The organism is Flavobacterium gawalongense (assembly GCF_007097265.1).
GTDB lineage: Bacteria > Bacteroidota > Bacteroidia > Flavobacteriales > Flavobacteriaceae > Flavobacterium > Flavobacterium gawalongense.
The window spans coordinates 17,921-33,111 of the sequence record NZ_VJZP01000004.1 but is presented as its reverse complement, the minus strand read 5'-3'; the positions used below and the strand labels follow the sequence as shown (position 1 = coordinate 33,111).

Below are 15,191 nucleotides of genomic sequence, written 5' to 3'. Positions count from 1 at the left end.
TTTTAGATGAAATTAATGCTTCATAGTCATTGTCATTTTTTTATTTAAATTGAAACGATACGAATAACCAACATTGATAGAGTAATCAGCAAAAGCTGCATCACCTTGAACATGTACGTATTTACTTGGATCAGTTATTACTGAATTCTGTAAATTTTGGGATGCGATATCAGCAGCACTTTGGATGCGATTTTTGACAACGTTATAAGGTATGAATAGGCTAAATCCATGTTTCCCTAAACGATAAGATAAACCATATTCAACAGCGATAACATATCCCGGACGACGGTATGCCACTTGACCCCCAAAAGCGTCATAAGCAGGGATGCCCTCAAATCTTCCGGCTAATGATACCGTGAAATTTTCTTTTTTGTCAACAGCAGCCATAAAACCTGCGCGTCCAAAATATTGGTCTGGACTAGCGTAGATTTCATATCCTTCCAATCCTGCTTTTGGTGCTGATTTGAAAGTACCATTAGATTCTCTTGGATTAAACAAATAATACCCATTTGCAAAACCATAAAGTCGTCCTGTTAATTGTCGGAATGCTTGAAGTTCTACTGAAAAACCTACGCCTCCGTCTCCCGGTTGAATAGCTTGATCCATTACAACACTTTTGATAGTTCCGTCTGCTTGTGGCGCATCATCCATTTCGTCATGGCTTCCGTTATTTAATTTCACACCCAATCCTATCATAACATTACCTTTTTCGGCCTTTTTTGGGTCAACAACCCAATAATTTACGCTCAATCGGGCATCAGCAATCCCATCAGCATAGACGCTATAACGTAATGTATCGATTACGGGTGTTTTTTGTCTTAGTACTTGTGAGCGCTCATTGTTTACATAAGGTAATGTGGCATTCAACTGGATACGGTTCGTTAATCCATATGAAATATTTAAATCAACAGCATGAGAATAGATATTCACTGCATTGCCACGTTCTTTGCCATTTGCGTCATGTCCACCATTGGTTGTTTGGCGGTGCAGTTGTTCTTCTGTACCAACAAAATGTCTCCAAGAGTGGAAATAGCGATAATTAGCACCTACTTGAAATTCGCCTTCACTTAAATTATAAGAATTTGAAGAATTCATGTTTTGTCCTCCCATCTGACGCACGGCTACACAACCTTGAGCGGTGATGTTTTGAGTATTAAAAGCAATTGTAAGGAATAAAATAAAAATAAAAGCGGAATGTAAAAAGGATAAATTTTTCAAGGTTTGGTTTTTTTGAATGGTTAATAATATAAAATAAGTCAGCAACAGCCTCTTTCTGTAAAGAGGATTGGCGTTAAAAAAAACATAAGTTAGTTGATGTGTTCTTGTTGTAAAACAAGATTCACTTTTGGCTTTCGTCCAAAAAGTTTCGTTTGATTTTACACGGCAAAACAGATAGAGTAAGTGTTTATTTGAAATAAATAGCTCCTTTAGAAATCCATTTTTGAATTTGTAAAAATGAATTTAAGTCATGATTCTGAACGCTAGTTGTACAAAATAGAACAGAATTTAAATGTAAAATATGCCTGTGAATCCTTTAAAAAAAGTGAATTCAGAAAATACAAAAGACTATTTTGTATTTGTAATGGGCTTAATTTTCAATAAAATTGTAATAATTGTACAGTCTTAGCTAAAGCAATCATGAATTATCTTGACTTAACAAATGCCGGATAAATAGTGAATGATTTCACTAAAATAATAGAAAGAATTATACGATGTCTGGTGGGGAATACGATAAGGAAATGTATCCAGAATCTAATGCCTGGTTTGGCGTAATGATAGGTTTAATTGAGCCTATAGCTGTTTTTGGAGAAAAATCAAACGCAACAGTATTGTTTGGAATATAATCTTGAAGGAAAGACTTCATGAATTTTTTTACCGGAGTATCTTTAGAAGAAGATCCGTTAAATAATTGATTGTCAACAATATCTTTTAAATCGTTGCCTATTGCGTCTTGATGTGAATTATGAAGATAATAAAGGCTTAGGATGTTGTTTTGAATTCTTTTTTTGAAAATGTGATAACTTTTATTGTTAATAACCACGTCTTCATTTACATACTCAAAATCAGTGTCTTCAATAAAAGAATATAAAGTGGCATTCAATTGTATTACATGCAACTCTGAACTAGGTGCTTTTTCCATACTACTCACCCATGCCTGCTCTTGTTGATAAGCAAACATCAGATAGTATCCCAGAACATTGTAAAACAATGTTACTAATAAGAAAAGTGATGCAATTCGTTTCATAATTGCCGAAAGTAGAAAACTATTTTATAATGAAATCTCTTTGCTTTAAATTTTAAGTTTTTTTTAACATAATTTTAACAATGCATTGAATCGAAACCGTTTTCGTAAATTTTTATCAATTTTATTTCGACTATTATTTTTCAGTTGTTAATTTTTAAAGAATTTAATTTTTATGAATAATGTAATGCAATTTGGAAGCCGAACCAATAACTTAAAAACAACTTAATTTTAAAAAGGTATTAAACTAAAAATGGTACAAAATATATAAACCGAAAAAGATGCTTATTTTTGTGGCGTATGAGAAAATTTCCACAAAATCTATCCGCTAAATTGGAGAGCCGAAAGCAAAATAATGCTTTGCGACAATTGCCTTTATCCAGTAAAGGGATTGATTTTGCTTCCAATGATTATCTCGGATTGTCTAAATCAGCAACTATTTTTCAGGAAACACACCAGTATTTAATTGAAAATAATGGGGTTCAAAATGGTGCAACAGGTTCCAGATTATTATCCGGAAACCATAAGCTATATCCAGAAACTGAAAACTACATCACACAGTTTCATAAATCGGAATCGGCGTTGATTTTTAATTCAGGTTATGATGCCAATGTTGGATTTTTTAGTTCGCTTCCGCAAAAAGGGGACTTGGTTTTATACGACGAATTGTGTCACGCTTCCATTCGGGATGGAATTCAATTATCGAATGCCAAGGCGTATAAATTCAATCATAATGATTTTGAGGATTTGGAAAGATTAATTCTTCGAAATCAAAACACAGTCATTTATATTGTTACCGAATCTGTTTTTTCGATGGACGGCGATACACCAAATCTTGAAGAATTAGTACAACTATCCGAAAAACACAACAGTTATTTAGTTATTGATGAAGCACATGCTTTGGGCGTTTTTGGTTCAACAGGGGAAGGTTTAGTTCAGGATTTAAACTTGCAAGATCATGTTTTCGCCCGAATTATGACTTTTGGAAAAGGATTGGGATGTCATGGCGCTGCCATTTTAGGCTCTCCAGAATTGAGGGATTATTTAGTGAATTTTTCCCGAAGTTTTATTTACACGACGGGACTTTCGCCACATTCGGTTGCCACGATTTTAATGGGGTACCACTATTTAGACAAAGAAAAACAAAATATAGAACTGCTTCGAGGAAACATTATTCATTTCAATCAAGAGAAGAATTTATTGGGTTTAAAGCAATTATTTGTTCGAAGCAAATCAGCAATTCAATCAGCGATTATTCCGGGAAATGAAAATGTCAAGTCCATAGCCCAAAAGCTACAAGAAAAAGGTTTTGATGTCAAAGCCATACTTTCGCCAACGGTTCCGGAAGGGCAGGAGCGATTGCGATTTTGTTTGCATAGCTTTAATTCAAAAGAAGAAATCTCCGAAGTATTACGATTGTTGAGTACTTTTGTTTTTGAATACTGATTTTATATTTTTTGATAAAAAGTAAGTATTACTGTCTTATTCAAAAATGAAACACAGATTTGACAGATTGAACTGATTTCCACAAATTTCAGAATAAATGTTTTCAATTAAGATAAATTAAATATGGCTAATTTTTTGCATAAAAGTTTGAGTGACTCTATTTTGAAAGCTTATTATGAAGTTTATAATGAATTAGGGTATGGCTTTCTAGAAAAAGTCTATCAAAATGCAATGTATTTTGAATTAAAATCGCAAGGATTTAAAGTAGAAGCGCAGAAACAAATTAAAGTGTATTATAAAAGTCAATTAGTTAGAGAATATTTTGCCGACTTAATAATAGAGGATTCAATAACAGTAGAACTTAAAGCTTGTGAATGTTTAATGGATGAACATAAAGCACAGCTGTTGAATTATCTCAAAGCGACTAAAGTAGAAATTGGAATATTGTTGAATTTCGGGACTACACCAGAATTCAAGAGACTTATTTATACAAATGAGCGAAAAAAAATTAAAGAATAAATTCAAAAATCCGTGTAAATTTGTTCAATCTGTTTAATCTGTGTTCCAAATCTATGAAACTATTCATCACGGGAATTTCAACCGATGTCGGCAAGACTATTGCATCAGCTATTATAACGGAATCACTAGAAGCCGATTATTGGAAACCCATTCAAGCGGGCGATTTAGAAAATTCGGACAGTCATAAAATCAAATCGTTTTTGTCTAATAAAAAGACCGTAGTTTATCCTAATAGTTATGCTTTAAATACACCGGCAAGTCCACATCTCGCAGCAGAATTAGACGGGATTGTTATTGATTTAAAGAATATCACCGAACCCAAGACAGCTAATCATTTAGTAATCGAAGGTGCTGGAGGTATTTTTGTCCCATTAAATGACAAGGATTCGGTTATTGATTTAATCCAACCCGATTATAAAGTGATTGTTGTTTCCAGACATTATTTAGGAAGTATCAATCACACTTTGCTCACGATTGAAGCCTTACAAAATAGAAAAATAAACATTGCAGGAATCATATTTAATGGTGAAGAAAATAAATCTTCGGAAGCAATAATTTTAAATAAAACAGGTATAAAATGCATTGGAAGAATTGAGCAAGAACCGTATTTCGACCAAAATGTAATAAAAGAATATGCTGATTTGTTTCGGGATAATCTATTGGAATTATAAATTAAGAAAAAAGAAACAAGAAGAAAGAATGCTTTGTTATGTGAAGTCTTTTATCTTGTCTCTTACTTCTTTTTATCTAAAATAAAATGAACTTAACAGAAAGAGACAGTCAATATCTTTGGCATCCCTATACACAACACAAAACTGCAGCACTTCCCATTGCCATTAAAAAAGGGGAAGGTGCTTTGCTGTGGGACGAAAATGATAAAGAATACATTGATGCAATCGCCTCTTGGTGGGTGAATCCTTATGGACATTCCAATAAATTTATTGCAGATGCGATTTACAAACAACTCACGACATTAGAACACGTACTTTTTGGTGGATTTACACATGAGCCAGCTGTTTTGGTTGCCGAGAAGTTGATGGAAATTTTACCAAAAAACCAGCAAAAAATATTCTTTTCAGATAATGGTTCTACGGCGGTTGAAGTCGCGATTAAAGTTGCACTGCAATACTTTTTCAATAAAGGGGAAAAGAGAACTACAATAATAGCTTTCGAAAATGCTTTTCATGGCGACACCTTTGCGGCAATGGCGGCAAGCGGAATTTCTTTTTATACGCAGGCCTTTCAAGGGATGTTCATTGATGTGGTTCGGATTCCAGTTCCTGTGAAAGGAAAAGAACAGGAAAGTTATGATACTTTAAAAGAGGTAGTAAAAAACAATAACTGTGCTGGTTTTATTTATGAGCCATTGGTTCAAGGAGCGGCAGGAATGGTGATGTATGAGCCGGAAGCGTTAGATGAATTGATGCGCATCTGTCAGCAAAATAAAGTGCTCACCATTGCTGATGAAGTAATGACCGGTTTTGGAAAAACAGGAAAAACTTTTGCGACAGATTATCAGGTAGAAAAACCAGACATGATGTGTTTGTCAAAAGCGTTGACCGGCGGTACTATTCCTATGGCGATTACGACTTTTACTGCAGCTATTTTCGAGGCGTTTTATGATGAGGATATTAATAAAGCATTATTTCACGGACATACTTTTACGGCAAATCCTACAGGTTGTGCAGCGGCTTTGGCAAGTTTTGAGTTGTTACAAACCGATGAAATGCAAGCTAATATTGCCCGTGTAAATCAAAGTCATCTGGGTTTTCAGGAACACATAAAAAATCATCCAAAAGTAACCACAACGCGTGTTCTCGGAGTTATTTTTGCATTAGAAATAAAAACCGAAAGTTCCGCCAGTTATTATGGAACCTTGCGTAACAAACTCTATGATTTTTTTATCGAAAATGGAATAATCCTGCGCCCTGTTGGTAATATAGTTTACATCTTACCTCCTTATATTATCACCGATGAGCAATTACAAAAAGTGTATCAAGTGGTCGAAAATGCTTTAGAAATAGTTTAAATTTATAACAATAAAGGTGCATTTTGCATGTATAAATTTTCAAACCCTCGTGAACTTTGCGAAAAACTTTGCGACCTTTGCGGTTAAATAACAATATTTTGCCCAAAATAATCTCTATAACCGCTATTGCTTCCATCTCGCCATTAGGGAATACACCAGACGCTATTTGGGAAAATTATCTTAATGCGAATCATTGTTTTACAGAACGCGAATTAGATCATAAAAAAACTTATGTTGCTTCACTAGACGCTATTTCGAAACAAGTTGTTGACATATTACAACAATCGGATAACAAATATAAATTTTTAGATAAGTCGGTTTTGTATGCTATGGCCGCTTCTCGAAAAGCCATGCAAAATGCGGGATGGGCTAAGAACGATATTTTCGGAATAAACATAGGTTCGTCTCGTGGCGCAACTGATTTATTTGAAAAGCACTATCAGGAATATTTAGAAACGGGGAAAGCACAAACTTTGGCATCTCCAACTACAACTTTAGGGAATATTTCTTCTTGGGTTGCCCACGATTTGCAAAGTTCTGGTCCAGAAATATCGCATTCTATAACCTGTTCTACGGCTTTGCATGCAGTTTTAAATGGGGTGGCTTGGCTTCGAGCAGGAATGGCTGATAAATTTCTGGTTGGAGGTAGCGAAGCTCCTTTAACAGATTTTACAATTGCGCAAATGCGGGCTTTGAAAATTTATTCGAATAGTAAAGAGGATTATCCTAACCGAGCTCTTGATTTCGAAAAGAAACAAAGCACCATGATTCTTGGTGAAGGTGCCGGCGTTTGTTGTCTTGAAATAGGTAAAAAAGAAAATGCGTTGGCTTACATAGAAGGGATTGGGTATGCTACGGAAATTTTGGAGCATAATATTTCCATTTCGGCAGATGCGACTTGTTTCCAGAAATCAATGAAAATGGCTTTACAAAATACGGATTTATCCGAAATTGATGCGATTGTGATGCACGCACCAGGAACCATAAAAGGTGATTTGACTGAATACAGAGCGATTGAGAAAGTTTTTGGTTCGAACTTGCCTTTGTTGACCACCAATAAATGGAAAATTGGACACACTTTTGGGGCTTCGGGAATCTTGAGCATGGAACTGGCTATTATGATGATGCAACACAATACCTTCATCGGAGTCCCTTTTGTGGAAGCGCAAATACAAACAAAACCTATTAGAAAAGTATTGATTAATGCAGTTGGTTTTGGAGGTAATGCGGTAAGCGTGCTCTTGAGTTTGTAATTGGCCAAAAAGATAGCCCACGGATTGGAACAGATTTTACAGATTCACACAGATAAAAAATCCGTGCTAATCCGTGCAATCTGTGGCTCAACACTCTAGCTCCTTCAACTTGTCATAAACCAAATTACTTTCAAATCCCCGGCGTAGTATATAATCACAAAATTTCTTTCGTTTTTTTAACGCATTTGTTTCTCGTATGGATTCCCAATGTCTTTCTGCCAGCGTATTGAATGTTGCCGCATATTCCTCAGGTGTAATTTCTTTTAGGGCAATATTAATAAGGGTTTGTGTTATTTTTTTTGACTTTAATTCGTTCACAATTCTAATTTTCCCCCAATGTTTTATGCGGTGTTTGCCTCTTGCAAAACTACAGGCAAAACGTTCTTCGTTGAGAAAATTATCACTGATAAGATGCACCATAATTGAATCAATTTCTTCCCATTCCATCTTCATGCTTCTCAATTTTTGCACCACTTCTTCGTGACAACGTTCCTGATAGGCGCAAAAATGTTCTATTTTTTGTATAGCATCTTTAATTGAGAAAACGTTTTTCATGTGTCGGTTTTGGTTTTTTTGGAATTGTAATTTAACTATTAATAACGAACAAAACAGGTATTTATAAATAAATTATCTTATTCAAACTAGATGATATTTTTTATTATGTAAAGGTTTCCTGCCTATTTTTAAAATACAAAAATATAGAATTTACATATAGCAGCAGTACAACGGACAAAGAGGTATTTGAACGGTTTATTTTTATTTTCATTACAAGGTTTCTTAACTTTACAGTAGCCTTATCTTGTTTATTATCAATAACATAGACTGTTTTTTTTTATAAAAATAATACACAAATAGTCATGAAAACACTATTACATAAATCAGGGGTTTTCATCATTGTGTTGCTGTTGTTCGCTTTTTCCGGAATTGTAAATGCCCAATGTCCAACAATTACAGGTAATGTGAATTCGAGTACACTAACCAGTAGCTCGTTTGCTAGTTGCGGTGGGATTATAAATATCGGCAATGGGTCAACTCCGACGACCTTATACATGAATGCAGAATTAAATCTAACCAGTTTAGGGGCTATTCAATTAATTGTTAGAAGCGGAGCAACACTCGATTTTTCTTCGGGGAATAACCGTTTGTATCTTAAGGAAGGATCTTCAATAATTATTCAGTCTGGGGGAGGTTTGGTTGGGGGTTCGTGTAATGCATCGGAACGGATATATATCGGTACCAATTTACTTGCGAGTTGCAACGGTGGTGCCGGGGCGGATGTCAGTTTTGCTGATATAGTGACTTTAGGCGGGACAGGGAGTGCAACATCGAACTCCCCTGTTTGCGTTGGGAATCCCATCAATCTTTCGGCTGCTCCACCACCAAATGGAGGTCCCTATACTTATTCATGGTCCGGCCCTGGGATTACTGCTCCAACATACAGTAACAGTCCGAATTATACTTTGTCAGCTACGGTTAGTGGGATTTATCAAGTAAAAATGAAAAGCACAATGCTTAATACTAGTGTTACTCCTAATGTGCCTTTTATAATGATTGCTGAAACCACAGTAACTGTAAATACTGGGTTGTCGACAGCGGCGCCAACAGCAAGTGTAACATTACAGCCCACCTGTTCCACGCCAACAGGAACGATAACCATAACAGCACCAACTGCTGTCGGAATGACCTACAGTATTAATGGATTAACATATACAAACACAACAGGAGTTTTTACTTCAGTTGCTATAGGGACATATAGTGTGACAGCAAAGAATTCGTCTGGATGTATCTCACCAGGAACAAGTGTGACTATCGCTCAGCCTAGTACTATCTGGGATGGAACTTTATGGTCGAATGGCGTGCCAACATCCTCGACTGTGGCTATACTTAATGGAAGTTATACTACCAATGCTACCAATGGCAATATAGATGCTTGCAGTTTGACCATCAATAGTGGTACGCTTACTATTGGCAGCCAATACTTTGTCACGATTCAAAATAATTTAACCGTAAATGCAGGAGCAACCTTGGACGTTTTGCATGAAGGTTCTTTAGTAATGATAAACGATTCAGGTACGGTTACAAACAGCGGTACAATAAACGTACACAAAACCACCACACCGTTTGAATTATATGATTATACCTATTGGTCTACGCCAATTGTTTCTACTACTATAGCTACAACATTCCCAACATGGAATTTTGGAAATGCCTTTGGATTTTCCCCTGCCAATTTTATTGACGCTAATAATGATGGTTTTGATGACAACGGAGACGATTGGGTATATGCATCCACTATGACTCCCGGCAAAGGTTATATAATCATGGGACCAACCACTGGATCATTTTCTAGAACCGAATCTGTGGTTTTTTCCGGTAAAGTAAATAACGGTGTGGTGACCACGGGTATTGCTTTGTCTCCAGGGACTGATCCTGGGGATGACTTTAACCTGGTTGGCAATCCATATCCATCAGCAATTTCTGCGGATGTTTTTATAAATGCTAATATTATTAGTACAGGGACAATTAATAAAACTATTGAAGGGACTTTGTATTTTTGGACCCATAAAGGGGATATTTCTGTGAGTAATCCAGGGCCTGATACGTCTAATTATTCTCAGGATGATTATGCAGTGTACACGCTAGCCGGTGGAGTCGGGACATTAGGAAGCGTTTCGGGAGGGGCCAAACCTTCAGGATATATCGCCTCGGGGCAAGGTTTTTTTGTAGAAGCCGATGCAGCTGGATCATTAACCTTTAACAACGCCATGCGTGTGAATTTGCCGGCTACTGCGAATACCCAATTTTATAAAACAGTTTCAATTAAGGACAAGCCCAAAGCCAAAGAACGAGACCGAGTCTGGTTGAATCTGGAAAATGCAGATGGCATGTTCAGTCAGCAATTAGTAGGCTATTTTGATAATACGACTTTAGGCTACGATAAGGGTTATGATGGTTTGGTAAATGATGCGGGCAATTACGTAAGTTTTTATTCTTTTATAAATGAAGATGCCTACAGAATACAAGGTAGGGTAGCATTCAACGAAAATGATCAGGTGCGTCTGGGTTATTTCAGTGCCGTAGCGGGAACATTCAACATTAATATTGATTCGAAAGAAGGGGTATTTAACCAAAGCGATACAGGAATTTATCTAGAAGATAAGTTGCTGAATGCTATCCATGACCTGAAACAAGGCCCTTATAGCTTTACCACCGAGAAAGGAACATTCAATGATCGATTTGTATTGCGTTATACGAATAAAGCTGAAATAGGGAAAAGTTTTAATATACAAGAAAATGTAGTTTTGGTTTCCAATAAAAACAGGCAAATAGAAATCAATTCATCAGTTGAAACGATAAATAAAGTTCAGATGTATGACTTGTCAGGAAGATTAATATATCAAAAAAGAAATGTAAATACCAATGAATTGGCTATTTTTAATTTAGTGCAAAATCATCAAACTTTGTTGATTAAAATTGTATTGCAAAACGGTCAAACGGTCACTAAAAAAATTGTTAATTAATGAGAATTAGAAAAGGCATTTATTCGGATGATTTGATGTTTAAATACTGTTTATTACGCTTAAAGGCATATTTTAATCCATGAATTGAATCCGTGTTATCCGTATTCCAAATGCTCCAACTCTTTTACTTTCTCAAAGACTAAATTATTTTCATAACCCCGACGTAACATGTAGTCGCAAAATTTATTTCGTTTTTTTAACGTATCTCTTTCCGTATGGATTCCCAGTGTCTTTCTGCCAGCGCATTAAAAGTTGCGTCATATTCATCGGGATAAATTTCCTTTAGCACAATAGTAATAAGGGTTTGTGTTATTCTTTTTGACTTTAATTCGTTTGCAATTCTAATTTTACCCCAATGTTTCTTACGGTGTTTGCCTCTGCCAAAACTACAGGTAAAACGTTCCTCATTGAGAAAATTATCGGGAATAAGATGCACCATAATTCTATCAATTTCTTCAGGGTCCATTTTTAGGGCTCTTAATTTTTGCACCACTTCTTCATGGCAACGCTTTTGATAGGTACAAAAATGTTCTATCTTATTTGTGACCTCTTTTATGGAAAAAATAGTATTCATTTTTGGTTATTGAAATGGGAAATTTAAGTATTTATTATCAATAAAAGAGGAGCTTGATGTGTTAATAAATTAAGTGTTCTTAAGTCAAATAAATCTTTCACAGAGTAAAAGGCGTGAAATTTTTCAATAAACACAATTTCCAGTCTCTCATGAAACAGTAATACAACGGATAAATATGCGTATAGTCGACTTTATTGTGTTTTTAAAATCTGTTTTTTTTATTTTGTTTTTAATGTAAGTTTTTTTTTAGAAGAACACTGGTTTAAGATTGAATTTATTTAAATGCCACATAAAATGCATGATTAAAAAACTACTCTTTACTATTTTTTTACTTTTGGTTCAAACTGTGGTTTTAGCCCAAACTTTAGGAGATTATCGCTCTAATGTAACTAGTGGAAACTGGACTACCCTTGCCAGCTGGCAGTATTATAATGGTTCTTCATGGGTTACTCCTTCAGGAACATCACCACAAGGTTATCCGGGACAGTTTACGGGTACAGGCACTGTAACAATTCGGAATTCTCACACCATAACAATAAGTGCTTCAACATCAAATAACTTTACTGCATTAATTATTGGAGAGGGAATCTCTGGGACTTTAGTTATTGGCGCAGATGTTAATGTTGAAACTTTAAGTACAAAAATTAATGCAGGAGGGATAATTACATTTTCAGGTAATAATGAAATTCGTTTTCCTGTAAATGCTACAATTATAATTGATTCTCCAGGAAAAATAGATAACGGAGGGACATGTAACAACAATGTTGCTGTTTATATTGGAGATACAAAATATGCTGTGTGTAAAGGTTCGGGAAATGCAGAATTCTCATTTGAAGAAATTAATTTAGGTGGAGGTAGTATAATAGCTAATCCTGTTTACAGTTTTCCTATTTGTGGTAATACGACAGTTTTATCAGGTTCTTATTCTGGTGCAAAATTAGCGGTCTATCCTGTTACATATAAATGGTCTGGTTCAGGTTTAACTTTTAGCCCATCAGATACAGCTCAGTCACCAACAGTGTCCACATCTACTTCAGGTACTTATTCATTAAGATTAACGGTAACAAATGGTAACTATAGTAATTATAAAGAGATTACCATAATTTTTAATGCTTTGCCAACGACACCAACAGTTACTCCTACTCAACCAACTTGTTCATTAGTAACTGGAAAAATAACTGTGAATACTCCTGTGCCAGCTTCAGGGATTACCTATACTGTTACTGGAACAAGTCCAGTAGTAGCGTCAGTAAGCAATACAACAGGTTTGTTTTCTGGATTAACTGTTGGGAATTATACTGTTACGACAACAAATGCATCAGGCTGTATTTCATCAGGAACAAGTATAACGATTAATACTCAGGTTATTAAGACATGGAATGGTTCGGCATGGTCTACTGGATCTGTACCAACAAGTTCAGAGAAAATTATTTTTGCTGGGAATTATTCTTCTTCATCTGATTTAGTGGCTTGTTCCTGTCAGGTGAATTCGGGGGCTGTAGTTATTAATTCAAGTAATACATTGACCCTAACCAATGAACTTGTTGTTTCTGGGGGATCATTGACATTTGAGAATAATTCGAGTTTAGTTCAAATTAATAATACTGTGGTAAACACAGGAGTTATCACTTATAAACGAAATAACACTACAACTAGGGAAACTGATTACACCTATTGGTCATCACCAGTAGCAGGACAAACATTGAAAAATGCCTCTCCAGATACACTTTCTGATAAATATTATTCCTTTGATGCAGTTGCTGATGATTGGAATCAGGAAGATTCGGCCAATGTTATGTTGGTTGGTATTGGTTACATTATTAGAGGACCACATTATACATCAATACCACCACCAGGTTTTTATGAAGCTCCTTTTAATGGTACTCCAAATAACGGTGCTTTCTCTCTTACGGGTATTATTGCAGATAAATCGTATCTTATAGGCAACCCATATCCATCTGCTTTAGATGCGGATAAATTTTTAACGGACAATAATTCGGTTTTAGATGGAACTCTTTATTTCTGGACTCACAATACAGCAATTGGCATTGGTGTTAGTAATCCAGGAACGGGTATTTATGCTTATTCATCAGATGATTATGCCTCTTATAATCTTACAGGAGGAGTTGGGACAGGAAACTTTGTAGGACTTGATGAGCAAATCTCTAACAAACCCTCTGGTAAAATTGCGTCAGGACAAGGATTTTTTGCTAGCAGTAAGCTTGTTCCAGCCAGTAGTGAAATTGTATTCAATAATAGTATGAGGATAGGTGTAGGAGGTATCACAGGTAATAATTCCCAGTTTTTCAAGATAACTAAAAGTTCGAAAACGACAAGTGCAATCGAAAAGCATAGAGTTTGGCTTAATCTTACTAATGCGCAAGGGGCTTTCAAACAAGCCCTAGTGGGTTATGTTACCAATGCTACTAATGAGTATGATAATGCATTTGATGGGGAGAGTTTTGATGGGAATCAGTTTGTTGATTTTTATAGTGTCAATGAAGATAAAAATTTAACAATACAGGGAAGGGCTTTGCCTTTTAAAGAGAATGATGAAGTACCATTGGGTTATAGTTCTACCATAAATGGTACTTTTTCAATAGCTATTGATCAAGTAGATGGGGTACTCTCATCTCAGAATGTTTTTATTGAAGATAAGCTGACAAATGTGATTCATGACTTGAAAGAATCATCGTATAGTTTTGTTACTGAAGCCGGAATTTTCAACAATCGTTTTGTTTTGCGATATACTAATACAATTACCAATAAAACTTTAGGAACAGGTGATTTTGAGACATTAGATAATACAGTTTTGGTTTCTAATAAAAATAAACAAATAAAAATTAATTCATCAGTTCAAACAATAGATAAAGTTCAGGTGTATGACTTGTTGGGAAGATCAATATATCAAAAAATAAATGTAGATGCCAATGAATTAGCCATATCTAATTTAGTTATAAACCATCAGGTATTGTTAGTTAAAATTGGATTACAAAACGGCAAAATTGTTACAAAGAAAATAGGTTATTAAAACGACTTAAAGCGAGAATCAACCCTTTTCCTTATATAATTTCATAGGAACTGATAAAATGGCTATTCAAAATAAAGCCTTGCCATTTGCAGATACAGATGCAATTCTTCTTGGATACAGTATAAATGTCAACGGAAATGCAACAATTAGTATTGATAAAGTTGATGGATTATTTTTAGAAGATCAAAATATTTATCTCGAAGATAAATTACTTAATGTCGTTCATAATATTAAACAAGATTCTTATAATTTTAGTTCTGATACAGGTACTTTTGATGATCGTTTTGTGTTACGCTATACTAATGGAAGCCTTGGTACTGATAATTTGGAATTAAATGATTACCAGTATTTTAATTTCTAAAGACAAAAATGAATTAAAAATAAAATCAGAACTTGAAAATATAAAACGAATTACCGTTTTTGATTTGCTCGGAAGAAAAGTATTTGATAAAGAAGCTATAGATGATAATGAATTCCATACTTCAAATATTACTTTGAATAAGCAAACGATAATAGTAAAAGTAACTTTAACAAATGGTAAAATGATTTCTAAAAAAGTGATTTATTAGAAATATT

General features: G+C 35.0%; 13 protein-coding genes. 9 read left to right on the top strand and 4 right to left on the bottom strand.

The genetic code is table 11. The annotated features are described in order from the left end of the window. Window positions 1-12 precede the first annotated feature (12 nt). Together FNW38_RS03700 and FNW38_RS03695 are read right to left on the bottom strand one after the other, a co-directional pair. The gene (locus FNW38_RS03700; protein WP_144064990.1) at window positions 13-1,218 is read right to left on the bottom strand and encodes a hypothetical protein; all 1,206 of its coding nucleotides are present in this window, start codon (window positions 1,216-1,218) and stop codon (window positions 13-15) included. Window positions 1,219-1,705: 487 nt separating this feature from the next. Next, entirely contained in the window at window positions 1,706-2,245 is a 540-nt protein-coding gene (locus tag FNW38_RS03695) for a hypothetical protein (RefSeq protein WP_143387238.1), read from the bottom strand. 297 nt (window positions 2,246-2,542) lie between these two features. Here FNW38_RS03695 and FNW38_RS03690 point away from each other — a divergent pair, with 297 nt between their 5' ends. From FNW38_RS03690 to FNW38_RS03670, 5 genes are all read left to right on the top strand, one after another. After that, the gene (locus tag FNW38_RS03690; RefSeq protein ID WP_143387237.1) at window positions 2,543-3,688 is read left to right on the top strand and encodes an aminotransferase class I/II-fold pyridoxal phosphate-dependent enzyme; all 1,146 of its coding nucleotides are present in this window, start codon (window positions 2,543-2,545) and stop codon (window positions 3,686-3,688) included. A gap of 123 nt (window positions 3,689-3,811) precedes the next feature. Further along, window positions 3,812-4,207, top strand: a complete 396-nt coding sequence (locus FNW38_RS03685; protein WP_143387236.1) for a GxxExxY protein — start codon at window positions 3,812-3,814, stop codon at window positions 4,205-4,207. A gap of 53 nt (window positions 4,208-4,260) precedes the next feature. Beyond that, complete coding sequence (gene bioD / locus FNW38_RS03680; protein ID WP_143387235.1) at window positions 4,261-4,878, top strand: dethiobiotin synthase; 618 nt, start codon at window positions 4,261-4,263, stop codon at window positions 4,876-4,878. A gap of 86 nt (window positions 4,879-4,964) precedes the next feature. Next, entirely contained in the window at window positions 4,965-6,236 is a 1,272-nt protein-coding gene (gene bioA, locus FNW38_RS03675; RefSeq protein WP_143387234.1) for an adenosylmethionine--8-amino-7-oxononanoate transaminase, read from the top strand. 98 nt (window positions 6,237-6,334) lie between these two features. Beyond that, window positions 6,335-7,489 (top strand): beta-ketoacyl synthase N-terminal-like domain-containing protein, encoded by a 1,155-nt coding sequence (locus tag FNW38_RS03670; protein WP_144064989.1) that lies wholly within the window; start codon window positions 6,335-6,337, stop codon window positions 7,487-7,489. Between the two features lie 87 nt (window positions 7,490-7,576). Here the strand turns inward: FNW38_RS03670 and FNW38_RS03665 are convergent, their stop codons facing one another. After that, window positions 7,577-8,044, bottom strand: a complete 468-nt coding sequence (locus FNW38_RS03665) for a regulatory protein RecX (RefSeq protein ID WP_143387232.1) — start codon at window positions 8,042-8,044, stop codon at window positions 7,577-7,579. A gap of 302 nt (window positions 8,045-8,346) precedes the next feature. Here FNW38_RS03665 and FNW38_RS03660 point away from each other — a divergent pair, with 302 nt between their 5' ends. Beyond that, window positions 8,347-11,010, top strand: coding sequence for a T9SS sorting signal type C domain-containing protein (locus FNW38_RS03660; RefSeq protein ID WP_144064988.1), 2,664 nt, complete (start codon window positions 8,347-8,349; stop codon window positions 11,008-11,010). A gap of 196 nt (window positions 11,011-11,206) precedes the next feature. On the opposite strand, the gene FNW38_RS03655 is transcribed toward FNW38_RS03660, so the two are convergent. Next, complete coding sequence (locus FNW38_RS03655) at window positions 11,207-11,584, bottom strand: regulatory protein RecX (protein WP_317130174.1); 378 nt, start codon at window positions 11,582-11,584, stop codon at window positions 11,207-11,209. A gap of 298 nt (window positions 11,585-11,882) precedes the next feature. Between FNW38_RS03655 and FNW38_RS03650 the strand changes: the two genes are divergently transcribed. The 3 genes from FNW38_RS03650 to FNW38_RS03640 are packed head-to-tail and all read left to right on the top strand — an operon-like array spanning window position 11,883 to window position 15,184. After that, window positions 11,883-14,615, top strand: a complete 2,733-nt coding sequence (locus FNW38_RS03650; protein WP_144064987.1) for a T9SS sorting signal type C domain-containing protein — start codon at window positions 11,883-11,885, stop codon at window positions 14,613-14,615. A 58-nt stretch (window positions 14,616-14,673) separates the two neighbouring features. Beyond that, window positions 14,674-14,976, top strand: a complete 303-nt coding sequence (locus FNW38_RS03645) for a hypothetical protein (RefSeq protein ID WP_143387228.1) — start codon at window positions 14,674-14,676, stop codon at window positions 14,974-14,976. Continuing rightward, window positions 14,951-15,184: a T9SS sorting signal type C domain-containing protein gene (locus FNW38_RS03640; protein WP_143387227.1), complete on the top strand. Its 234-nt coding sequence runs from the start codon at window positions 14,951-14,953 to the stop codon at window positions 15,182-15,184. Before FNW38_RS03645 ends, FNW38_RS03640 begins: the two co-directional genes overlap by 26 nt. The last annotated feature ends 7 nt before the right edge of the window (window positions 15,185-15,191 follow it).